The sequence below is a fragment of the Nonlabens arenilitoris genome, from assembly GCF_002954765.1.
GTDB classification, from domain to species: domain Bacteria; phylum Bacteroidota; class Bacteroidia; order Flavobacteriales; family Flavobacteriaceae; genus Nonlabens; species Nonlabens arenilitoris.
Genome location: NZ_MTPW01000001.1, coordinates 2,422,092 through 2,444,109 on the forward strand (window position 1 = coordinate 2,422,092; position 22,018 = coordinate 2,444,109).

At 33.4% G+C, this 22,018-nt stretch carries 23 protein-coding genes; 20 read left to right on the forward strand and 3 right to left on the reverse strand.

Annotated features, from left to right (window positions below; translation table 11 throughout):
• Positions 1–49 precede the first annotated feature (49 nt).
• Positions 50–1,639, reverse strand: coding sequence for a protein adenylyltransferase SelO (locus BST92_RS10720; protein ID WP_105071446.1), 1,590 nt, complete (start codon positions 1,637–1,639; stop codon positions 50–52).
• A gap of 197 nt (positions 1,640–1,836) precedes the next feature.
• Here BST92_RS10720 and BST92_RS10725 point away from each other — a divergent pair, with 197 nt between their 5' ends.
• The 3 genes from BST92_RS10725 to BST92_RS10735 are packed head-to-tail and all read left to right on the forward strand — an operon-like array spanning position 1,837 to position 4,065.
• Positions 1,837–3,144 (forward strand): hypothetical protein, encoded by a 1,308-nt coding sequence (locus BST92_RS10725; RefSeq protein ID WP_146105146.1) that lies wholly within the window; start codon positions 1,837–1,839, stop codon positions 3,142–3,144.
• Positions 3,145–3,186: 42 nt separating this feature from the next.
• Positions 3,187–3,615 carry a hypothetical protein gene (locus BST92_RS10730; protein WP_105071448.1) on the forward strand — a complete coding sequence of 143 codons (429 nt, stop codon included), beginning with the start codon at positions 3,187–3,189 and terminating at the stop codon, positions 3,613–3,615.
• Between the two features lie 39 nt (positions 3,616–3,654).
• Positions 3,655–4,065 (forward strand): YchJ family protein, encoded by a 411-nt coding sequence (locus tag BST92_RS10735; RefSeq protein WP_245910903.1) that lies wholly within the window; start codon positions 3,655–3,657, stop codon positions 4,063–4,065.
• Positions 4,066–4,118: 53 nt separating this feature from the next.
• Here the strand turns inward: BST92_RS10735 and BST92_RS15040 are convergent, their stop codons facing one another.
• Complete coding sequence (locus BST92_RS15040; protein ID WP_170061680.1) at positions 4,119–4,295, reverse strand: hypothetical protein; 177 nt, start codon at positions 4,293–4,295, stop codon at positions 4,119–4,121.
• Between the two features lie 56 nt (positions 4,296–4,351).
• On the opposite strand from BST92_RS15040, the gene BST92_RS10740 reads away from it, so the two are divergent.
• The 5 genes from BST92_RS10740 (at position 4,352) to BST92_RS10755 (ending at position 6,375) form a co-directional block, all read left to right on the forward strand.
• Positions 4,352–4,711, forward strand: coding sequence for a hypothetical protein (locus tag BST92_RS10740; RefSeq protein ID WP_105071450.1), 360 nt, complete (start codon positions 4,352–4,354; stop codon positions 4,709–4,711).
• Positions 4,712–4,905: 194 nt separating this feature from the next.
• The gene (locus tag BST92_RS15045; RefSeq protein WP_170061744.1) at positions 4,906–5,043 is read left to right on the forward strand and encodes a hypothetical protein; all 138 of its coding nucleotides are present in this window, start codon (positions 4,906–4,908) and stop codon (positions 5,041–5,043) included.
• A gap of 83 nt (positions 5,044–5,126) precedes the next feature.
• Positions 5,127–5,423, forward strand: coding sequence for an HlyD family secretion protein (locus BST92_RS10745; RefSeq protein WP_105071451.1), 297 nt, complete (start codon positions 5,127–5,129; stop codon positions 5,421–5,423).
• Between the two features lie 256 nt (positions 5,424–5,679).
• Positions 5,680–6,015 (forward strand): hypothetical protein, encoded by a 336-nt coding sequence (locus tag BST92_RS10750; protein WP_105071452.1) that lies wholly within the window; start codon positions 5,680–5,682, stop codon positions 6,013–6,015.
• A 33-nt stretch (positions 6,016–6,048) separates the two neighbouring features.
• Positions 6,049–6,375 (forward strand): hypothetical protein, encoded by a 327-nt coding sequence (locus BST92_RS10755; protein WP_105071453.1) that lies wholly within the window; start codon positions 6,049–6,051, stop codon positions 6,373–6,375.
• 490 nt (positions 6,376–6,865) lie between these two features.
• Here the strand turns inward: BST92_RS10755 and BST92_RS10760 are convergent, their stop codons facing one another.
• Positions 6,866–7,678: an endonuclease/exonuclease/phosphatase family protein gene (locus tag BST92_RS10760; protein ID WP_105072253.1), complete on the reverse strand. Its 813-nt coding sequence runs from the start codon at positions 7,676–7,678 to the stop codon at positions 6,866–6,868.
• Positions 7,679–7,886: 208 nt separating this feature from the next.
• Here BST92_RS10760 and BST92_RS10765 point away from each other — a divergent pair, with 208 nt between their 5' ends.
• The 12 genes from BST92_RS10765 (at position 7,887) to BST92_RS15500 (ending at position 21,999) form a co-directional block, all read left to right on the forward strand.
• Positions 7,887–8,279: a hypothetical protein gene (locus BST92_RS10765; protein ID WP_105071454.1), complete on the forward strand. Its 393-nt coding sequence runs from the start codon at positions 7,887–7,889 to the stop codon at positions 8,277–8,279.
• A gap of 4 nt (positions 8,280–8,283) precedes the next feature.
• Positions 8,284–9,012 (forward strand): hypothetical protein, encoded by a 729-nt coding sequence (locus tag BST92_RS15220; RefSeq protein WP_245910905.1) that lies wholly within the window; start codon positions 8,284–8,286, stop codon positions 9,010–9,012.
• On the forward strand, positions 8,955–9,542 hold the full coding sequence (locus BST92_RS15225) for a hypothetical protein (RefSeq protein ID WP_245910906.1): 588 nt from the start codon (positions 8,955–8,957) through the stop codon (positions 9,540–9,542). The genes BST92_RS15220 and BST92_RS15225 overlap by 58 nt, the downstream gene beginning before the upstream one ends.
• A 13-nt stretch (positions 9,543–9,555) precedes the next feature.
• Positions 9,556–10,482 (forward strand): hypothetical protein, encoded by a 927-nt coding sequence (locus BST92_RS10775; protein ID WP_105071455.1) that lies wholly within the window; start codon positions 9,556–9,558, stop codon positions 10,480–10,482.
• A 6-nt stretch (positions 10,483–10,488) separates the two neighbouring features.
• Positions 10,489–10,854: a hypothetical protein gene (locus tag BST92_RS10780; RefSeq protein WP_105071456.1), complete on the forward strand. Its 366-nt coding sequence runs from the start codon at positions 10,489–10,491 to the stop codon at positions 10,852–10,854.
• A gap of 243 nt (positions 10,855–11,097) precedes the next feature.
• Positions 11,098–12,156 carry a hypothetical protein gene (locus tag BST92_RS10785; protein WP_170061745.1) on the forward strand — a complete coding sequence of 353 codons (1,059 nt, stop codon included), beginning with the start codon at positions 11,098–11,100 and terminating at the stop codon, positions 12,154–12,156.
• A gap of 102 nt (positions 12,157–12,258) precedes the next feature.
• On the forward strand, positions 12,259–13,818 hold the full coding sequence (locus BST92_RS10790; RefSeq protein WP_105071458.1) for a type I restriction-modification system subunit M: 1,560 nt from the start codon (positions 12,259–12,261) through the stop codon (positions 13,816–13,818).
• Positions 13,808–15,097 carry a restriction endonuclease subunit S gene (locus BST92_RS10795; protein WP_105071459.1) on the forward strand — a complete coding sequence of 430 codons (1,290 nt, stop codon included), beginning with the start codon at positions 13,808–13,810 and terminating at the stop codon, positions 15,095–15,097. Before BST92_RS10790 ends, BST92_RS10795 begins: the two co-directional genes overlap by 11 nt.
• A gap of 18 nt (positions 15,098–15,115) precedes the next feature.
• Positions 15,116–18,835 carry a YobI family P-loop NTPase gene (locus BST92_RS10800; protein ID WP_105071460.1) on the forward strand — a complete coding sequence of 1,240 codons (3,720 nt, stop codon included), beginning with the start codon at positions 15,116–15,118 and terminating at the stop codon, positions 18,833–18,835.
• A 12-nt stretch (positions 18,836–18,847) separates the two neighbouring features.
• The gene (locus BST92_RS10805; RefSeq protein WP_105071461.1) at positions 18,848–20,638 is read left to right on the forward strand and encodes a GmrSD restriction endonuclease domain-containing protein; all 1,791 of its coding nucleotides are present in this window, start codon (positions 18,848–18,850) and stop codon (positions 20,636–20,638) included.
• Between the two features lie 17 nt (positions 20,639–20,655).
• On the forward strand, positions 20,656–21,816 hold the full coding sequence (locus BST92_RS10810) for a PD-(D/E)XK nuclease family protein (RefSeq protein WP_105071462.1): 1,161 nt from the start codon (positions 20,656–20,658) through the stop codon (positions 21,814–21,816).
• A 42-nt stretch (positions 21,817–21,858) separates the two neighbouring features.
• On the forward strand, positions 21,859–21,999 hold the full coding sequence (locus BST92_RS15500) for a hypothetical protein (protein WP_245910907.1): 141 nt from the start codon (positions 21,859–21,861) through the stop codon (positions 21,997–21,999).
• Positions 22,000–22,018 lie beyond the last annotated feature (19 nt).

The window sequence follows — 22,018 nt, forward strand, 5'->3', positions numbered from 1 at the left end:
CTCAACTGTAAAAATGAGGCTTTTATAATGCTTTTGATTTTGTTTACTCTTAACTACTACAGCTCAACATACTACATCCTACTTTGGTACGAGCCCAGTCTGGTCGCAGATCATACCATTTATCAAATTCTGGTTGCTCGTCATATGGTCGTTGCAACATTCTATAGACCTCATTTAATAAGGTATAATCACCTTTATCAGCCTCGTCAATTACTAATTGTGCGATATAATTTCTAAACACATATTTTGGGTTAATAGCGTTCATTTGTTGTTGTTTCGCTTTCGCGAAAGCGATACCATCCATACCTAACGCGTCTTGCTCTAACTGCAGTCTTTTTAAATATGTTTCTAACCATTCTAGCCAGCTCCACTGATGTGGCTCGCTGATGTTTTCAAGATCATAGAAAGCCATTGAAATAGTTATGAAGGCTTTATCAGCATCCATATGTGGTTCAATCAAAGATAATTCCCTGAAAAACAAAGTCATGTCTGTCTCGTGCAGCTGTAGATGATGTTCTAAAGTAGCGACTAGCTTTTGATCATTTTCTTGAGTGGTTTGAAGTCCCAATTTGCTTTTCATCATCATCAAGTACTGGGACTGATAGTTTGATTTATATTCATTTAAAATAGCTTCTAGTGCCGGACCATCATTAATTAATTCATATAATGCATTTGCTAGTTGCAATAGGTTCCATAAACCTATCTCTGGTTGTGCACCATAGCGGTAACGTTTATTCTGGCTGTCTGTGGTGTTAGGTGTCCATCCATGTTCATAAGGCTCTAACCAGCCATAGGGTCCGTAATCTATAGTAAGTCCTAGAATAGACATATTATCTGTGTTCATCACTCCATGTACAAAGCCTACACGCTGCCAGTGAATAATCATTTCTAGCGTGCGATGAGTCACCTCTTGAAAGAATTGTAAATAGGCTTCTTTACCTGTCGCGGTAATATGACTATAAAATGTTTTTATGGTATAATCAGTAAGCTGCTTCAAATACTCTGGATTGCCTTGCGCTGCAGCCCATTCAAAATTTCCAAAGCGTATAAAACTAGGCGCTACACGACATACAATAGCACCTTTTTCATGTGCAGCATTACCATCATATAACATATCACGCAGTACCTGGTCGCCACTTAATGAAAGTGATAAGGACCGCGTGGTAGGAACACCTAGATAATGCATCGCCTCGCTACATAAATGCTCGCGTATACTGCTGCGCAGCACGGCAAGTCCATCACCACGTCGAGAATATGGAGTAGGACCAGCACCTTTTAACTGCCATGCCCATCGCTGGTCATGATGCAGCATCTCAAATAAATTGATAGCACGTCCATCACCTAACTGTCCAGCCCAATTGCCAAATTGATGTCCGGCATATGCCATTGCATAAGGTGCAACGTTATCTGGTAATTCTTGTCCAGTGACTAACTTTTTAAAGGAAAGTGACTGCACATCTTCATTTGTAAAACCCAGCTCTTGTGCTAGCTTAGATACATGAATGACTTGTGCGTTTTTAAAGACTAATGGTTGCGCTAGGGAATAAGCCGCACCAGTAACTTGTCTAGTGTAATTTTCTGTTATTGGGTCCTGTGGTAACGCGTCTGTAAAGCTGTTATTAATATGGATGTTGTGCATGATACAAAGGTAGCAGAATTGAAGGGAAACTAGATTTAATGATATGCCAAACCATATATAAAGGAATCTCAAAAATCCCCCATAATGGGAATGGTTTACTATTCTATAACAATGTAATTTTCATCATTAATCAATAATTATAAATTATGAAAAATGTAATCATCAGTATAGTATTCTGTTTATTCATAAATATAACGATGGCACAGTTCCCCAGTTTTAGAGCTAGTGAAAAGTCTTATTCACCTTTAACTGTTAACGACGCTGATTTAGTAAAATTTGGTGATAGTGTTTCTGCAAATAGAGTAGTGATTACTATATACAAAGAAGATCTAAACATATTCCTTAAAGAGAAAATAGACCCAAGTCTAGATTTTGATCTTTTGCAAAAAACAGACCTGAGTACTTTTCAAAAAAAAATGGCTGTAAATAGAAAAAGGTTAGATACAGCACAAATAGCTTTATATGATGTGATTAAGGAAAATATAGAGGATAAGGATGGTCTTATTTTAAACCTTAAATCTATAGATTATGATAATGCTACACTAGATGATTTTATCAATATGCATTTTATCGCAGAATCAGTACCTGCTTCTCAAGATCGCTTTCCACTTTTTAAAGTCAAGTATCATCAAGCGTTAAAACAGTTAGATGCGGTCAGAAAAAAGAAGCGCGCCTTACTAGATAATCAAGAATTTATCGAGGCAGAGAGATTAACGATAATAGAGAAGAAGTTTCAAATAAGTGCTGATACTTTAAAAACACTGTTTCACGATGCCCGAGATTCTACAAATATCAAGTACAATATTTTTAAAGAGAATCAGATAGATCCAGTGCAACATATATATGCTCGAGATCATGGTAAGTTGTATTTTGTCAATGAATCAGCCCTACAATTCAATACCGATGCAGCAGTTGTAAATACTGAATTTGCAGCGACATTTTTTGGACCGTTGCGAGTCAATTTTGGAACGGTTTTAAGTACTGGATCTAATGATGAGGTTGCGGTAATAGATCCTACCACTCCTATTGTGGAAGAGGTAAAAGTAAGCGAAGAAAGCAAACAACGTTTAATTACTGGTGGAGGAAACACTTATCTAGGATTAGAGCTTCCGTTCTTGTATTATAGTTCACATCGATTTACGTTTTTTGGTTATATGCGTGGTAGAATGTCTTTAGAACTCGATGATTTTTCAGATGATGTAGACACAAGTTCAGTTGTATTCAGTAGTACTGGCCATGTAGTACTGGCTATTAATAGTGATGATCGTGCCTTTAATTTTTATGTGCAAGCCAGTTATGGCTCATATACTGGAGCAAGCGCTTTTAGAGAACGATTAGGTGTTGAGGAAAAGGTTTTTGATTTTGGATTCATAACAGCAGGCGTGACAATTAAAGACTCTATGAGGATATCAGTAAATTTTAAACCCATCAGTTCACAAAACCAGTTAAGAGATGGAAAGTTCACGTTAGGAATTCAATTTTTACCTAATCTATTTAAAACTTAAAAGAATTTGTATTATTGAAGAACAATCATTAAAACATAGCACATGAAAATTTTAAAAGCTTTAAGTCTTACCGCAGTTTTATTTATGTTTTTAACCTCTTTTACAGCGCTAGTGGGCGATAGTCCTCATGTAGGTCGTTGGAAGGGTGAAGATAAAGGCGATATGGGATTTCTAGAATTGACCAGTGATGGATATGCTACCTTTGAATTCGAAGGACAAAAAATGGGCGGCCAATCCTATGTTAGTGATGGAGTAGAACTCGCAATGACTTATAAAATTGATAAAAAGCAATCACCAGCACATATCGATTTTATTATGATCGATAAAAGCACTGATGCTGAACGAGGACGCCTTAAAGGAATTATAGAGATGAAATCTCATGATCAAATGCATCTTGCCATAGGCTTCGGTGGAGGATCACGTCCTACAGATTTTACGGTAGACGCGCTACTTTTCAGTAGGGTGAAATAATGAAAAAGTATCGATCAATACTCTTATCAATGATTAATTTTGTCATCAAAAAATAATCCATTGCACTGTCCTTGTGATACCCAGCGACTCTATAAAAACTGTTGTGCAATCGCGCATCATCAAATTAATGATGTCGCTACAGCACAGCAATTGATGCGATCGCGTTATAGCGCTTTTGTTATAGGTGACATCGATTTTCTACAACGCAGTCATCACAGCTCTATGAGACCTAGTAAAAAAGAAGCTCGTGAGATCAAACAATGGACTCAATCTGTAGATTGGATTAAATTAGAAGTTTTACAAACTAATAAAGGACTGAAAAACGATTTAACAGGTACGGTAGAGTTCAAAGCTTATTTTATGGAAAATGGTCGGGTAGACGTCATTCACGAGCATTCTAGATTCTGTAAAGAGAATGGACATTGGGTTTATCTAGACGCGATGGTATAAGAGGCAAATGGATTGTGGAATTCCGCTTTCGCGAAAGCGAACTATAAAAAAGCCTACTGCTCTTTACTGTTTTGAGCAGCTTTAATAATCGCTTTTAACCTTAGGGCACGAGCCTCTTTCTCCTCTCGCAATTTATTCTTCTTGCGATTCATAAGCTTTGTGTGCTTACTCTTGTTTTTGGTGTTTTTTTCTTTTCCAGCTTTGGCCATGAGCATATCATCTACTGGCAAAGGTAGTGATATAGTAGATTTGAAGATAGCACTTACCTTTACAAATAAAAATAACGATGACCGTAAAAGATCTGGTAGGTACTTATAAAGTTAAAGGACATAATCAAGATCGAGCACATAGCAGCTATAGTGGTGTTCTTACCTTATCACTGGATCAACACGATAGAGTGGTTGCACGATGGCAAATAGGTAATGATCAAGTGCAACAAGGAATAGGCTTTTATAAAGATCATATTCTAGTCATTAACTTTAACTATACATCTGATACCGGTGCGATATTTAAAGGTGTGGTAGTGTATAAATGCTTAACTAAGGATATTCTAGATGGTTTCTGGTCAGAAGAATTAGGTGATCCAGACCATCTAGGTGCAGAACAGGCTTATCGAATTACAGAAAGAAGCGAGTTACTGAATTAAATCCATAAGATTGCTTTAGTTAGGTTGTTATAGCTAAGTTTTAGTGGTTTGGTAAGTAGTTAAGAATTTTCTTATATTTAATTTAGTTTAAAACTGTATGAAACTTAGTTTTGTGATTTTCAGAACACTTTCATTATATACGAATCTGGTTAACTGCAATGAATCAATATTTTTTTATAGGCTTACTAATTTTTATGATCATCATCATTATATGGATCTACCAGTCTATAGAAGTGATTAAAAAAAAGCGAGCTGCCGGTCACAAGAACTATAGAAATAAAAGTTATTATAAATACTTTCTCAAGTATGTAATGAAGGACATTCCAGATTAAAGCTTAAAGTTCTTAATATACCCTTTAACGGGTATGTTGATATTCAAATCATACTCATATATTTGATTACTAACCGTTTTATTATGAAAAAGACTTGGGGAATTATCATTGTCGTATTGTTAATCATTATTGTGACTGCAGGTCGATTGTATAAAAAATACGATCGTGACCAGCGATTGCAAGAAGAGAATGCGGTATCGCAAGAACAAGCGCAACAATTAATTCAAAATCAACGCCAGGCAGAAATCGATGCCCAACTCGCAGAACAAACCCGATTAAGAGACTCTGCTTACCAAGTTGAAAAAGCCGCAAGAGAACAACAAATGGCAGATCTTAAAGCTTTAAGAGAACAACTAGAAGCAGAAACAACAGCAGAATAACATCGATAAAAGGCAAAAAAGATAATTGGGTTAATGGCTTGTTTTTTAAGTGTTTATTGATTAATTTTATAAATATAAAATCGAAAACGTTTTCGATATTTACATCACTTTTGTAGATCAAATAATTGTATTATAATTGTCCCGAGATGTTTAGAATATCTCTATAAAATAGATTTGAAAGTTAAACACCAAATCATTTTTATTAATAATAATCTCTCCCCTAAAAATTTAATAATTATGAGTAAAATCAAATATTATGAAATTTTTAATTTTTGTGGCAATTCTGTCATGCACGCCTTTTTTAGCTTATGGTCAAGTAGGTATTAATACCCAATTACCGCAAGCCTTACTAGATATTGAAGTGTCTGATCCAGCTGCGCCAGATAGTACAGATGGTATATTAATACCACGTGTTAGTGCTTTTCCTGCGGTTGCTCCAGACGTGAGTCAAGATGGAATGTTAGTATATCTTACTACAACCACAGGTAATAGTACACCAGGTTTTTACTATTGGAATGGAACCATTACCCAATGGTGTAAGTTAATGACTGAGAATGCTATGATGATGTGCTCGATATCTGGTGTAGGTTAAGGTATTTCTGGTACGGTTTTCAATTTTGACAACTTGAGATTCTCCAGTATTCAAGGAGCAAGTTTTGTAGGTAATGAATTAATGTTGCCGCCTGGAGTTTATGAAATAGAATCAGACTTAAGGCTCAATCCTAATGTAGCTATAGAATGGAACATGCGTGTGGGCGGCACTATATATGCAGGCTCCATTCCAGGATCGTCAGTATCTGCTGTAGCTCTACTTCATACCAGTACTGCTCCACAACGAGCTATAGTCACTATTACTAGCAGTTCTGGTGGGATAGATTTTATCATTACTAATGGTGTAGGCGCAAATCTTGTGTCAGACTGTAGCTATCTAAAGATTACAAAGTTGCAGTAGTAGGCAGTCCTTAGATCATAGCAATCATTTGTGGACGTATTGTTAAGGCCAGCAATTATAGGATAATATACCGGTTACCTATATCATACAAAGATTTAGATGTCAAATATTGGTGATACTATTTACTCACAAACAAGCAAGTACAAATATTTTAATAAGCTTGCCATTTTTAAATAATTGATTTTCATTTAAATAAGTGGCTCTAGAGTATGGAGCTACTCATTTATTTTTTCCTTTTCTCTTTAATTCTCTTATCTTCACATTCCCCTAAAACACAAAATTTCCTACATCATTGGATCAGTGCGTTTTAGGGTTTTTTGATTTAAATTACGCTTTCGCGAAAGCGGAATTACAACACACAAACAGTATCCTAAATGTCAGAAGAAGAAAAACAACAAATACTCAAACAAACACTCTGGAATATTGCAAACGACCTGCGTGGTAATATGGATGTCGCTATTTTAAGTTTATAAAGTTGTTGTAGTAGCAGTTATTGGAACTTCATATATACAGGCAAATGATCAGATAGCATTCTCATATCATATAATTGATCGCAAGACTGCACAAAATCAATACTTCCACAATCGATTAATTTAGTTTTTATCGAGTCATAAATAATATTATCTACGGCATGATTCAGATATGTATGGTTGTCACATGATTGCTTTAAGGTTGTTTTATCACCGTTGAGACAAGCTTTAAAATTATTTTCTTTGAATGTATTAAATACACGATGACTAATTGGTAAATTAAAATCTCCAGCGAGAATAATATTCTCATCTTTATGGTTAAGCATATAATCACTTAGGCAATTTATTTCAATCTCAGGTTGCTCACTATACTTTCTAGAATGGTAGTTAAGAACAGTAAAGATCTTCCCGTTTGCTTCAAATCTCATTCTATAAGGTTCTCGATACACACAAGAATCTAATTCTGTTACTAAGACTCCTTTTTCAACAACTTTTAACTTACTCGTTTTCCATAAAAAGGCATATTTTTCTGTTTTATATTTAGGACTTTTAGTCGCATAGCTTATAGAGTAATCCCATTTACTTCCTTTTCTATTAAGCTCATCGGCCAGTCTTGCAACCGCTTGTGAACCACCATATCCTGCTACCACTTCTTGAATGGCGATGATGTCATAATCCCTCAAAATTTCGGCAATATTTTCGATTTCGTCAGCAGACTTTGTCTTACCGAAGTCTCTAATGTTCCACGTTACTAATGATGTTTCTTGTGCATGAGTTGACAATGGTATGCTTAGAGTTAAGATGACTATGAATAGTAAATGTTTTATGCTCATAAAAAGTGATATAATATGGGATGATTTTTTATCCATTTCGCTTTCGCGAAAGCCTTGAAACTTCCTTATTGATCTAATTATTATTCTAGAATATTAATTGTTTAACAAATGTATTTATAACCAATTGGTATAGACTTACGGGAAACCGTAAAGTTTTTTTAAAGAAGTGATATACGTTTGTTACTCTAACTGAAAAATATCTAACCTTATGATAACCAATGAACTCAAAGGACATTTTTTGCGTCTTTATCAAATCGCATTTGCAGATGATAGTTTTGATAAACTAGAACTTGAAATGCTTTATCAATTTGCAAATGATAGAGGTCTTACTAAAGAACAACTTGATGGAATATTACTCAATCCATCAACAGATATTTCCATACCAGACTCCATAGAAACACGTGTAGAATATTTGTATGATTTAGCTATAATGATTTGGGCAGATGATAAGGTTGATGAAGATGAATATATAGCTCTTAAAAAATACTGTAAGAAATTTGGATTTTTAGATGAAAATATTGAAGCCTTGGCAGACTATTTATTAGAGTCAGCAAATAATGGTGTTAGTAAGGAAGAGATCATTAATAGTATAAATTCTTAGTGTCATGAGTGCGATAAAAAATTTATTCAAAGTAAAGAATGAGATTAAAACTCCGGAAGAAAATGAGGTAGATACTAAAGAGGCTAGAGAGCAAGTAAGGATGACCTATTATCAATCAGGTTATGGAGCCTCTAAAAAAGCAGAAGGTAATCCACCAACTTTAGAAATTGCCCTTCATAATTTATATAACAGTTTTGAAGATTTATGTAGAAAGCAAATCAATGAACAACAAATATTAAAGCAACCATATAAACAAACTCAAGAGCAAGAGAGAACTCAATTACGGAAACTAGATACCGCTTTATCCATATATGAAGGACAAGTAAAATCTAAAACTGAAGATATCGATCGTCATAAGTCTGAAATTATCGAGGTTAAACAGAATCCCGATAAATTTGGTATTGATGTAGATAAAAGGCCTAAGGCGCAGTTCTATATCGGTTTAGCTCTATTAGTTCCTATCACAATTTACTTGTTTGTGTTTTACATATCTGCATCTTATTCTTCCTTTTTTAAAGATTTTGAAGACGGAAGTTTAACAGCTGCAATTTTTGATGCAGAGGCCTTTAGTAAAGCTCTAAATGATGGAGTTTTAGAAGCTATTTTCGTTGGTACGATACCATTTGTATTTATGGGTTTAGGATATTTAGTGCATATGTTTCAAAAGGAAAAAGGATGGAAAAGTGTGATGAAATTGATAGTGCTTTTTGTTTTAACTTTTTCTTTGATGTGATCTTAGCTTATTTAATTGAGAAAAAAATATTTGATTTCAATGCATTACCTGGACAATCATTTACCGCAAATGACGCTCTTCAAAGTGTCAATTTCTGGGGAATTATATTCGCTGGTTTTGTTGTTTATGTTATTTGGGGATTAGTCTTTGACTTTGTCATGAAAGAACATGAAAATGTAGATAAAATAAGAGGTTTTATCCGTTCCAAAAAAGAGGCTATTAGAAATGATTTAGATAAAAAAGAAGAATTATTAAAAAAGATAGATACTTTAAAAAATGATATCACCGCTGTTGAAGGTAAAATAGCAGAGCTACAATCTAAAATTGACGGTTTTATTTTTCCTGTTAAGGAGTACTTACATTATCACTACCAGTATGTAGAAGGCTGGTATCAAGCCATTAATTCTGAGTTGCCATGGCCTATAAAACAATTGGATGAAAGAAGAGCCGAGTGCGAATTAGTAGCAAAAGCACATTTGACTAGACTTAATTTATCTGAAGCAGATCATCAAAAAATAGTTTATTCTTAATCTTATAGCAACTATGAAATATTTTAGCCTTATTAACAAAAACCTTCTTTTCTTATTATTTATTTTATTAACTGGTTGTAAAAATGACTCAAATATTGAGGACTTAGACTCCTTAGAGACAAATATTGTTGAAACTGTAGAAAAAACAAATACAGGTAACCAAGACATAAATGTAAGTTTTCTCTTAGACCTATCAGATAGAATAAATCCTAAAAAATATCCTAATCCGACAATGGATTTTTATGAGCGTGATGCCGCATACATTCGATCTGTATCCACAGCTTTTTATTCACACTTAAGAGGAAAAAAAGTGCGATTAATGAATGATAAAATTCAAGTCTTTTTTGATCCTGAGCCTTTAAACCAAAGAATAAATAAAATATCGAGTAATCTAAAATTTTCTTTTACTAGAAAAACAACCACAATAGAGAAAATTAGAGATGTTCGAAAGGTTTATGATTCTATGCCAGTTGAAATATATAAACTAGCAATAGCAGATGATAAATATATAGGTTCTGATACATGGAAATTCTTTAAAACTAAAGTTAAAGATTATTGTATAGAAAAAGATCACCGTAACATATTAGTCGTGTTAACTGATGGCTATATCTATCATAAGGATACCAAGTTTAAAGAAGAAAATAAAAGCACTTATTTAACACCTCAAACGATTAGAGCAGCTGGTTTGAATTCCAGTAAATGGGAAGAGAAGTTCAATGACCATGGTTATGGTTTTATCCCTGCAATAGAAGGTCTCGATAATTTAGAAGTTTTAGTTTTAGGAATTAATCCTGATAATAAAAATCCGTATGAAGAAGATGTTATTAGGAAATACTGGAGTGAATGGTTTGATGCTATGGGAATAAAGAAATATGAGATTAAAACGGCAGGTCTTCCTGCTAACATGGATAAAGTTATCAAAGACTTTATACTTAAATAAAACGCAATGAAACACATATTTACGACTATTACATTCTTGTTTTTATCAAGCATGGTATTCTCACAATCCTGTGAAGAGCAAATTGAATATTTAGAAGATAACTACTACGGCTCTACCTACAGTAGCCCTACTAGTACAGCGATATCAAAAGTTACGTTTTATCAAGCTACGATAGATTACCGTACGGTTTATTTTGCGGTAGTGTGTTTTAAAAGCAAATACTCTTACGGCTGTAGTGAGTATTTATATCAAGTAGGGTCCAATACAAAGTACAACTACTCTATGAACTATCTGGATAGCGCCGGAAAAGCTTTCTGGAGTTATATAGAACCCTATGGAGATAATTCACCTTGTGCGCCAGATTTAGATTAATGCAGTATGGGTTTTTCTATTAAAATAAACTGCCTTTTTATAGATCATTTATTATATTCACAATCCCCTAAAACATAACTTTTCCTACATCATTGGATAAGTGTGGTTTAGGGTTTTTTTATTAAATAATTCGAATTGTATGAAAACTAAACTAACCTTATTTTTTTATTCTTACTTCATACATTTTGGTGTACAGCACAAGAAGAAATAGCTGTAGAAACACTAGATCACAATATTGAGTTTGTGGAGATGATTAGCACAGTAAGTCCTGTGGCTGTTAATCCATATCTTGCAGTTTTTGGTACGGCACTGCTTTCTAAAATGGGATTTCATAATGACTATATTCATAACCATCCTTTTTATGACAATTGGTTTATCGTTATTCTATTTGGTTTTCTATTCGCATTTACAGCTATTATTGGAACTTTTGTAAAAACAAATCAAGTAACAGGTGTCATAGGGAATGCCGAAGATTTTCTAGAAACCAAAGCCTCTGTTTTAATTAACCTTATAGTGGTGCTTTTGCCCACGTTTTTAAACCAAGATCCTGTAATGGAACAGACTGTGGTGCAGGCTGGTTTTATAACACTTAGTTTAAAGGTCGCTTTATTACTTGTCATCACGACATATTTTGTAATCGTCATTTCTACTGTGCGTTATTTTATAGACTTGCTGGTATTTCTCTCTCCATTTCCATTAGTAGATAGCATTCTTAATTTGGTAAAAATTGGTTTTACTTTTGGTTTAGTCTTACTTAGTGTTTTTTATCCTTTGGCTGGTTTTGTTGTCACCATTATTATCTTTTTAATCTCTTTACTCTTATATAGACGTGCACGTCGCACCATACAGCGATTTAAATATTTGGTCCTCTATCCAGTTTATAATATGCGGAGGAATAAAGAGCAGATTTTAACAAACGGCGAGCAGCTCTCTATTTTAGTTTATAATAAAACCAAATATCATAAAATGAAAGCAGGTCGCATTGTGAGATTAGAAAAAGAAGGCGAGCGTCTATTTATATCCAGGCGCAAGTATTTTTTCTTTCCACATACGGTAGAACTAGATCTTAGTGGTGCATTTATAAAAAAAGGAATTCTATTTTCTTCTATTACAAATGCAGACCAGTCTGTGAGTTTGTTACTCAATCGCAGCTATAAGAAACACTATGCAGAGATTGCTGCACAACTGAGTATAGATTATAATGAACCTGAAAATGTAGAAGCAGTAAATACCATATCCTTTTGGAAACGTCTCAAGACATTTTTTAATAAAAAAACTTTAAAAGAATTAAAAACTGCATAAGAAATCATACGTGATTTCTGTATAAAGAATAGTAGTTTTAGAATTCTATTAATCAATAAAAATAACGCTTTCGCGAAAGCGTAAACTAACATAATCCCCTAAATGGCAAAAAAGAAACAAGTAAAAGAAAAATCAATTGAGGAATCCCTATGGCAAAGCGCTAACAAATTGCGTGGTAGTGTAGAAAGTGCCGAATATAAACACGTCGTACTAGGACTGATATTCCTCAAATTTGCAAGTGATAAATTTGAAGTGCGCCGCGCCCAATTGATTGAAGAAGGAAAAGAAAAATACCTAGAAATGGCGGCTTTCTATAACGAGAAGAATGTCTTTTTTCTAGAACCTAGTTCAAGGTGGAGCTATATCATCGATAATGCAAAGCAAGACGATATTGCCATTAAGATCGATACGGCTTTGCACCAGATTGAAAAAGCAAACCCTAGTCTTAAAGGTGCGCTGCCCGATAATTATTTTTCCAGATTGCAACTCGATAAAAGTAAACTGGGCGCATTGCTGGACACTATTAATAAAATAGACACGCAAAAGGATGAAGCGACTGATATTGTAGGACGCGTCTATGAATATTTCTTAAGCAAGTTTGCACTGGCCGAGGGAAAAGGTAAAGGAGAATTCTACACACCTAAGAGTATTGTAAATCTTATTGCAGAGATGATAGAACCCTATGAAGGGATTATCTATGATCCTGCTTGTGGCTCTGGTGGTATGTTTGTGCAATCCATTAAATTTATAGAAAACCACAACGGTAATAAGAAGAACATCTCTATTTACGGTCAGGAATATACAAATACGACCTATAAACTTGCCAAAATGAACCTCGCCATACGTGGTATCGCTGGAAATCTAGGCGCTGTAGCGGCCGACACTTTTGCACGCGACCAGCATCCAGATCTTAAAGCCGACTATATCATGGCAAATCCACCCTTTAATCAAAAGGACTGGCGTGCCGAAAATGAACTTACCGATGATCCCAGATGGCAAGGCTATGAAACGCCACCTAAGTCTAATGCCAACTATGCGTGGATTCTCAACATGGTCGCAAAACTATCTGATCAAGGCGTTGCTGGTTTTATACTCGCAAACGGTGCGTTAAGCGGTGGCGGCGAGGAATATAAAATACGTAAGAAACTCATTGAGAATAACCTAGTAGAAGCTATTGTGATTTTGCCTAGAGCAATGTTTTATACCACAGATATTAGTGTGACGCTTTGGATCATTAATAAAAATAAAAAAGCACATACGCGTAAAATAGGTGATGTAGAAAGGCAATACCGCTTTCGCGAAAACGAAGTCTTATTCATGGACCTGAGACAACGAGGCATACCGTTTGAGAAAAAGTTTATCCAGTTTAGTGACGAGAATATTACTGAAATTACTGATACGTATCACAACTGGCAACAAGTCGATGGCAATTATAAAGATGTGCCAGAATTTTGCGCCAGTGTCACTAATAAAGAGATTGAGAAAAAAGACTTCTCCCTAGTACCAAGTAAATACATTGAATTTGTCAACCGTGATGAGCAAGTGGACTACCACGATAAAATGGCAGAGCTTCAAACCACCGTTAAGTCATTGATGCAAGAAAAAGCGCAAAACGATACCGCACTGGCAGCAGTCTTTAAAAAGATGGGTTATGAAATCTAATTATAGACTTTTGGGTGACTATATAAGAAAGGTCAATAATCGGAATAATCCTATCATTTCAGAAGATTTGAGAGGATTGAGTATGAATAAAGAATTCAGGAAATCCACTTCAAATATCGTAGGGACTGATTTGTCCAAGTATAAGCTTGTTCATAAAAATCAATTTGCATGTGATTTTATGTCAGTCATACGAGTGCATAAATTACCTGTTGTATTACATACTGAAGTAGAACCGGTTATTGTTTCTCCTGCATACATAACATTTGAGGTTATCGATCAGAAACAATTATTACCAGAATATTTAATGATGTGGTTCAGAAGATCAGAATTTGATAGGTACGCAGATTTTAGATGTGATAGTGCCATAAGAGGTGGATTTAAGTGGGATGAGCTTTGCGAGGTAGAATTACCAGTTCCATCTCTAGAAAAACAACAAGAAATTGTAGATGATTATAATACAGTACAAGACCGTATACGTATTAACGGAGAGCTTAATACCGCACTAGAAGAAACTGCGCAGGCGTTGTATAAACATTGGTTTGTGGACTTCGAGTTTCCTATTTCCCTTTGTCACACTGAGCCTGTCGAAGTGCGACTCGAAGACGATGTTAATGTCGAAAATATAGACCACTCAAAAGGCTACAAATCCAGCGGTGGCGCTATGGTTTATAATGAGGAATTGGATCAGGAGATTCCTGTGGGATGGGAAGTGGTAAGTTTTTTAGATGAACTAAATATAAACGGTGGTGGAACTCCTAAAACAACAAATCCTAATTTTTGGGACGGTGCAATACCGTTTTTCACACCTAAAGATGTTAGCAAATCTTTCTTTACCGTAAATGTAGAAAAATATTTGACTCAAGAAGGATTAGATAACTGTAGCAGCAAATTATATAAGAAAAATACCATTTTCATAACAGCGAGAGGAACAGTTGGAGCTATTTCAATGTCTGGAAGAGACATGGCCATGAATCAAAGCTGTTATGCTTTTATTGACAAGGATAATTTACAATTTTATGGTCATCAATTAGCAAAATTTGCAATTGATAATTTGAAAAGACAAGCCGTAGGTGCGGTTTTTAGTGCTTTGGTTACAAAAGATTTTGAAAGTACAATGATTTTAAAACCATCACTAACTGTAAAACTGAAGTTTAATGACTTATTGGAACCTATTTATTCAAATATTTTAAATGCGCAAATAGAGAATATTAAACATCGTGAATTAAGTGATTTACTCCTTTCAAAAATGGCAACGGTATTAGATCACAAAGAGTTGTGAATTAGATAAGAATGTGAAATGAATACGGAAATTAAGAATAAAGAGATTAGTAGAAAGCAGCAGTTTAAAAACTGGTTGAATAAAAAGCTTATTCTGTTTTCTACGAGATTTCTACTTGAAAAACAAGAACCAATTCTTAACAACGAAAAAGAAAGATCTTTTAATTCTTTATCTCCTGTTTCTGATGTCATACAGCATAAACAATATTGTGATGCTTTGAATTGGGCTTTGCAAAATCGTAAGAAAGAAGATATTAAAAATATAGCGTTAACAGGTACTTATGGATCTGGAAAGAGTAGTATTCTAAAAACGCTTCAGGAAACCAATGAAGATAATTCATTACACTTTTTGAATATCTCGTTAGCTAGTTTCAAGGATGAACCTTATTTGAATGAAGAAGGTGAACAGATAAAACTACTTGATAATGCTAAAATAGCTGCAAGAAAAGATCAATTAAGACTCATTGAACTCAGTATTCTTCAGCAAATATTTTATCATGAGGAACAAAAAAATATTCCAGATTCGAGATTTAAAAAAGTAAGATCTTTTACTAATCAAAATTTAAAAAAGGCTTCGTTTTTGGTTCTATTGTTTATAGGTTGTGTAGTTTACCTTTTATATCTTCCAAAAATTCAGGATAGTATTGGTATCGATTATTTAAAATCTTACCGTTGGGTAAATATTATTTTCAAGGTGCTTTCCTTGCTAACAATAATATTTCTTTCTTATTATTTGGTTAAAAGGCTTATTCAATTCTTTCAGAAATTTACTGTCAATAAACTAAATTTCAATAGTCTTGAAATTGAAGTTTCTGAAAAAGTAGATAAGTCTATTTTGAATCATCACATTGATGAGATTCTTTACTTCTTTGAAGCCAGTGATTACAATGTTGTTATCGTCGAAGATCTAGATCGCTTTAAGCAGACTGAGATATTTACTAAACTTAGAGAGGTTAACTTATTAATCAATAATTCTAAACCTATCAATAAACACGTAGTTTTTATTTACGCTGTTCGAGACGAGATGTTTCAAGGTTCAGAAAGGACTAAGTTTTTTGATTTTATAGTTCCAGTTATACCAGTTATTAATTATTCTAACTCTAAGGAGAAGCTTTTAAGTTCTCTCAAGGCTCATAATTATGAGGTGCATTTACCTTTGATTAATGAGATAGCATTCTTTATAGATGATATGCGCTTGCTATATAATATTGCGAATGAATTTGCTATTTACAAGCAAAAACTTCAGTCGAGCAAACATAATCAACAGAAACTTTTGGCATTAATTGTCTATAAGAATTTACATCCTTCAGACTTTGTGGATTTATTAAATCAAGAAGGAGTGCTTTATCAAATACTTCATATATCAAAGGCGGTTTTGTTAGTTCCAAAGACTGAAGCCTTAGAATTAAAGGTCTCTTCTCTAGAGAAAGAGATAGACAAGTTGAAACAAATTCGAATTACTGACGAAATTGAATTACGTAAAAAATACGTTTTAGAAATTTTAATTTCATCTCCCGATAATAAAAGTGCAAATTATATTAGAATGAACAATCAGAATTATAGGCCAAAAGTTCTGATTGAGGATTCTGAAATGTTTGAATTGTTAACTAAACAAAATTATCAGGGCTATGACAATAGAAATGGTCAATTCTCTTTCAATTTAAGATTCTCTGATCTTGAACAAAAAATACATCCTGGTTATACATATAGAGGCTATATGTCACAAATAAATAAAATAAATATAGGAAAGATTTCTAATTTGAAAAATGAAATTGACACTCTGAAAGAACAATTAAACAAAGTTCATAGATTGCCTATCAAAGATTTAATTGTAGATAAAAAAATAGACAAAGCTAATGCCAAACAATCAAATTTGATTTATTCTTTAGTTTCATTAGGTTTTATAGCTGAAGACTACTTAGATTATATCAGTTATTTCTATGAAGGTGATTTGTCACGAGCTGATTTTGCTTTTATCATGGATAATAGAAATAATAAACGAAATGATTTTGATTTTGTACTTGATAATGTCCAAAGTGTTTTCAATAAAATGTCTGTCATTCATTTTGAAAGAAGTAGTTGTTTAAATTTTCAATTGATAGATTACGTAGTAGGTAATTTGTTATTAGATGAGAAATCATATAAAATTTTAGCACAATTCAACAATGAGGAAGCCATCTACAGAAGTTTTGTTTTTGACTTTATAGATAGAAATATAAAGGTCACTCAATTCATATCTCGTGTGTTTAGTGATTCCAAAAAATTGTGGAAAAACATTTTGATTCACGAACCTATAGAAAGTGTTAGATTAATAAAATTGGTTGAAATTATGGTTTCTTCTTTATCCGTAGATTCGATTAATGAATTAGAAGATAATGATTCATTAATTGATTTCATTAATAAAAATCCACTTGTCCTTAATAAAATCGATAAAAATAGAAAAGATGATTTGTTTTTTATTCTTGATATAAAAGTTGAAAACCTATCTGAAGTACCATTCGAATCGGAACTTTTTGAAAACTTAGAGTCATTCCAGAATTATGAGATGAATATTGAAAACATTCGATCTGTATTAAAAAATCATGATGTATATGATGAAAAATTATTTTTAAACTCAAATTACACCGCAATTATTGAATCTGGAATTGATAGTTTAATTGATTACGTCGAAGTTGAAATTAGTGATTATGTACGAAAAGTTTTTTGCCAAATAAAAGAAAACAATCAAGAGTCTACTGATTCACTAATGAAACTTTTGAATAATGTTTCACTTGACGTAAATTGGAAAGAAAACGTCCTTGTTAAATCAGATAATAAAATTGTCCGAGCTCAAGACTTCGATTTTTATAATGAAATGAGAAATTTTCTTATGACAAATACCGGTCTCGAACCTAATTGGAATAATGTTATATATGATTACAGTTTTAACGAAAATACTATTACCGAAAAGCTTTTGGTCTTTTTAAATAATAAAAAAAACGCCATTGCTTTAAGTCAAAATTCTAATGGTTTAAATGGCAAAGAAAATTTAAACTTTAGAGAGACATTTATTTTAAATGATCATATCGATAATTTATTATATGAAATGTATTTAAATGTGTTTCCTCAAGCTTGGGATGGTTTGAATATTCAAGGACTTTCAATACCTAAAATTGAATTGTTGATTAAAAATAAAAGGTATGATTTTTCAGAACCCAATTATATAAGAATTGAGAATTATTATCCCAAATTATTACCTCTTTATTTAGGTGTTTACTTGAAAGAATTTAACAAGTATCTAATTGAAAAAAAGATCGATGAATCTATAATGGCTGACATTTTGAAGAGTTTAAGTTTAACAGCTGAGGAGAAAATATCACTAATTGAGATCTACGATAAAAATCATTCCATATCAAGCGTTAAATTACTAGAACAAGTATTAAGCGTCTTCTTAAGAGAAAATTCATTGAATTTACGTAATGAAACAAAATTTGAAATACTAGATCTAGAAAATTTGAAAAGAGAACATCGAATCAAATTGATTACTTCTATAAATAAAAATTTGTTAGATTCTGAGTATTTAAGAAAAGAACTTATAAAAATGGGTGGTGATTATGAGAAGTTAACAGAATATGGTCCAATGCCAAGTTTTACAAATACGTTATCTAATCAGTTGTTTTTTGATTTGCTTTTAGAAAACGATATGGTATCTAAGGTTATACCAAAAGGAAATAAAATTAAAGTAACCACATTTAAGTAAACGATACAAATAATGGCAAAATACTCCGTACATCAACAACCTGTAGATACCTTACTAAGCTGGATCAAGTCTGGTGAGATTGCTATACCAGAGATTCAACGTCCCTTTGTCTGGAAACCTAAAAAGGTACGTGATCTTATAGATTCTTTATACCAAGGTTATCCAGTAGGTTATATCATCACCTGGCGCAATCCAGATGTGAAATTGAAAAACGGCGAGCTTTCTGCTGGTAAAAAAGTATTAATTGATGGACAGCAGCGCATTACCGCATTAACCGCGGCGATAGTAGGGCAACGTGTCTTAAATAAAAACTATAAGGAAATATCTATACGCATTGCTTTTAATCCGTTGTCAGAGCGTTTTGAGGTATTGAATAAGGCTTATGAAAAAAGTCCTGAATGGATTAATAATATCAATCCCATCGTTAATGATGAGATTTCTATCACAAAGGCGATTAGAAAATACTTAGAGTTAAATCCTGAGGCAAATGAAGATCTCGTAGAAGATCGTATAGAGAATTTAAAACGTATTAAAAATAAACAAGTTGGTATTATAGAATTAGACAGCACGCTAGACATTGATACCGTTACAGAAATTTTTATACGCATCAATCAAAAAGGTGTGGTACTAAGCAATGCAGACTTTGTAATGTCTAAAATAGCATCAGATGGACATTATGGCGGTAATAAGTTGCGTAAGCTAGTAGATTATTTCTGTCGTTTGATAGTAGATAAAGACTTTCATAAACACATACTTGATAACGACAAAGATTTTGTAAGTACAGATTACTACAAAGCCTTATCATGGATGGCACAAGGTCATGATGATTTGTATGTGCCTAATTATATGGACGTATTGCGTGTGGCATTTACCAATAGATTCAGTCGTGGTAAGTTCAGTGATTTGGTAGCGCTACTTTCAGGAAGGAATTTTGAACTACGTACCTATGAAAGCGAAATCGCAGAGCACAGCTATAAAAAACTAAGCGATGGTCTATTAGATGTAGTTAATAAAAACTATTACCAGCGCTTTTTAATGATAGTGAAGTCGGCTGGATTTATAAGTAACAAACTCATTGCCTCTAAAAATGCCTTGAACTTTTCTTATGCCTTGTATTTAAAACTGCGTAATGAAGGAATGGGAGAAAATGAAACTCAGTTTTATGTAAAGAAATGGTTAGTGATGTCCTTACTCATAGGAAGATATTCTGGCTCTTCAGAATCTACCATAGATGAAGATATCAAGCAAATAAACGAGAAAGGAATTCAAGAATACCTCACTCAAATGGAACGTACACATTTAGGAGATGGTTTCTGGGATTTTGGAATCATCTCAGATTTAGAGAGTACCAGTGTCAATAATAACGCTTATAACGTGTATCTCGCAGCACAGTGTAATGCACAAAGTGTTGCTTTTCTTTCTAAAAGTATGAAGATTAGTAGTTTGATAGAACAACGTGGAGACTTACATCACATTTTCCCTAAGAAATATTTATCTGATAATGGATTCATATTACGTCAGTACAATCAAGTAGCTAACTATGTCTACACAGAACAAGCCACTAATATCAAAGTAGGTAAGATGCCACCTAATGTGTATCTGGATCTTGTCAAAAAAGAAATTGATAACCAGGAGATTAAGATCTCAACTATAGATAGCTATGAAATCCTTAAAGAAAATCTGGTAGCAAATGATATTCCGCAAGAATTGATGAATTATACACATGAGAATTTCAAAGATTTCCTTGTAGAACGTAGGAGGATGATGGCTTTTAAGATACGTAGGTATTATGAGAGTTTATAGTCAAAAAATATAAAGCATTGAAAAATCTCCAAGAACTCCAAAATTTCCTCGATCAACACGAGATCCCAAAATCTAAAAAGCGTCCCAAGACTTTTTTAGGAATAGCAAAGCAGCCGCATTATGAAAATGTGTTGAGTAATATGTATGCTTTTTTCTTTAGAGTAAAAGAAATACATGGGTATCGAGATCTATTCATAAAAAGTCTTCTAGAACTTATCAAAGAATCTCTAATTGGAGACGAGAAAGAGTCAGTACAAAATATTGAAAACTTCAAGGTTACTACAGAGTATCTTACAGCAGGTGGTGGACGCATCGATATGTTATTACAAAGCGATTATCACGCGATTATTATTGAAAATAAGGTGCATCATCATATCAAAGAAAATGACCTTGATGATTACTGGGATAGTGTTATTATAGATGGATCTAGTAAATGTAAAATAGGCGTTGTGCTTTCCTTGTTGCCAGTTCCAACTAGTGAGTATAACCATAATAAAATGGCAAGTCATTATATTAATATTACTCATTTACAACTGGTGACGCGCATACAGAGATATATCGGGATTTATACGCTTGATGCGCAACCTAAATATCATATCTTCCTAATTGACTTTATTCAAAATATCATTAACATGAGTACACCTATGGCGACATTTAAAGAAGTAGATTTTTATTTTAAAAATCAAGAGCATATCAACGACCTTATCTCTTTTAAATATAGAATGCGACAACACATCATTGCCGAGGTTGAAAAAGCAAACACCATGTTGGGTGACTTTGAATTTTATGCGCCACGAGCAAATTCTACAAACGATAAGAGAGCGCGATATTTTGTTTCTCCTAGAAATAAAGATTTAATGTTTGTAGTAGTGTTTGCAAACTTGCTAGATGAAAAAAAAGATAAATCTATGCACATTGCCGTAGAACTTGTTGGTAGTGCTTTAAAAGATAGAGAGCAGTATAGAAACATTGCATTTTCTAAAGAAGAGAATGAGTTAGCTTATTGCGACAATTTTAGAACTACCAACTATAGTTGGGCACATTTTGCCGTAAAACATTACCATCCTACTAAAGAGCAACTTACCAACCTAGCGCAGTACATTTCGGAACGTATAAAAGAAGATCATTTATTATCTATATTTCATAAGCTAGATAATTATTTAACTTCTAAAAAGTAGTTGATAGTTAAGCTTTCGCGAAAGCGAAACTAAAATAAGAGTATGCAAAAATTTACAGAAGCACAGCTAGAAGATACATTTACAGAGTTACTTGTTCAGGAAGGTTATCCTCATTACTATGGTGATAGCCTGAATAGATCTCAAGAGGATGTGTTGATAGAAGATGATTTAAAAACTATCTAGCGCGTAAATATGCAGACAA

Excerpts from the sequence above, each read along its gene's own strand:
- BST92_RS10720 (WP_105071446.1), bottom strand. The coding sequence starts at position 1,639 with ATGCACAACATCCATATTAATAACAGCTTTACAGACGCGTTACCACAG.
- BST92_RS10725 (WP_146105146.1), top strand. The coding sequence starts at position 1,837 with ATGGCACAGTTCCCCAGTTTTAGAGCTAGTGAAAAGTCTTATTCACCT.
- BST92_RS10730 (WP_105071448.1), top strand. The coding sequence starts at position 3,187 with ATGAAAATTTTAAAAGCTTTAAGTCTTACCGCAGTTTTATTTATGTTT.
- BST92_RS10740 (WP_105071450.1), top strand. The coding sequence starts at position 4,352 with ATGACCGTAAAAGATCTGGTAGGTACTTATAAAGTTAAAGGACATAAT.
- BST92_RS15045 (WP_170061744.1), top strand. The coding sequence starts at position 4,906 with ATGATCATCATCATTATATGGATCTACCAGTCTATAGAAGTGATTAAA.
- BST92_RS10745 (WP_105071451.1), top strand. The coding sequence starts at position 5,127 with ATGAAAAAGACTTGGGGAATTATCATTGTCGTATTGTTAATCATTATT.
- BST92_RS10750 (WP_105071452.1), top strand. The coding sequence starts at position 5,680 with ATGAAATTTTTAATTTTTGTGGCAATTCTGTCATGCACGCCTTTTTTA.
- BST92_RS10760 (WP_105072253.1), bottom strand. The coding sequence starts at position 7,678 with ATGAGCATAAAACATTTACTATTCATAGTCATCTTAACTCTAAGCATA.
- BST92_RS10765 (WP_105071454.1), top strand. The coding sequence starts at position 7,887 with ATGATAACCAATGAACTCAAAGGACATTTTTTGCGTCTTTATCAAATC.
- BST92_RS15220 (WP_245910905.1), top strand. The coding sequence starts at position 8,284 with ATGAGTGCGATAAAAAATTTATTCAAAGTAAAGAATGAGATTAAAACT.
- BST92_RS15225 (WP_245910906.1), top strand. The coding sequence starts at position 8,955 with ATGGAAAAGTGTGATGAAATTGATAGTGCTTTTTGTTTTAACTTTTTC.
- BST92_RS10775 (WP_105071455.1), top strand. The coding sequence starts at position 9,556 with ATGAAATATTTTAGCCTTATTAACAAAAACCTTCTTTTCTTATTATTT.
- BST92_RS10780 (WP_105071456.1), top strand. The coding sequence starts at position 10,489 with ATGAAACACATATTTACGACTATTACATTCTTGTTTTTATCAAGCATG.
- BST92_RS10790 (WP_105071458.1), top strand. The coding sequence starts at position 12,259 with ATGGCAAAAAAGAAACAAGTAAAAGAAAAATCAATTGAGGAATCCCTA.
- BST92_RS10795 (WP_105071459.1), top strand. The coding sequence starts at position 13,808 with ATGAAATCTAATTATAGACTTTTGGGTGACTATATAAGAAAGGTCAAT.
- BST92_RS10800 (WP_105071460.1), top strand. The coding sequence starts at position 15,116 with ATGAATACGGAAATTAAGAATAAAGAGATTAGTAGAAAGCAGCAGTTT.
- BST92_RS10805 (WP_105071461.1), top strand. The coding sequence starts at position 18,848 with ATGGCAAAATACTCCGTACATCAACAACCTGTAGATACCTTACTAAGC.
- BST92_RS15500 (WP_245910907.1), top strand. The coding sequence starts at position 21,859 with ATGCAAAAATTTACAGAAGCACAGCTAGAAGATACATTTACAGAGTTA.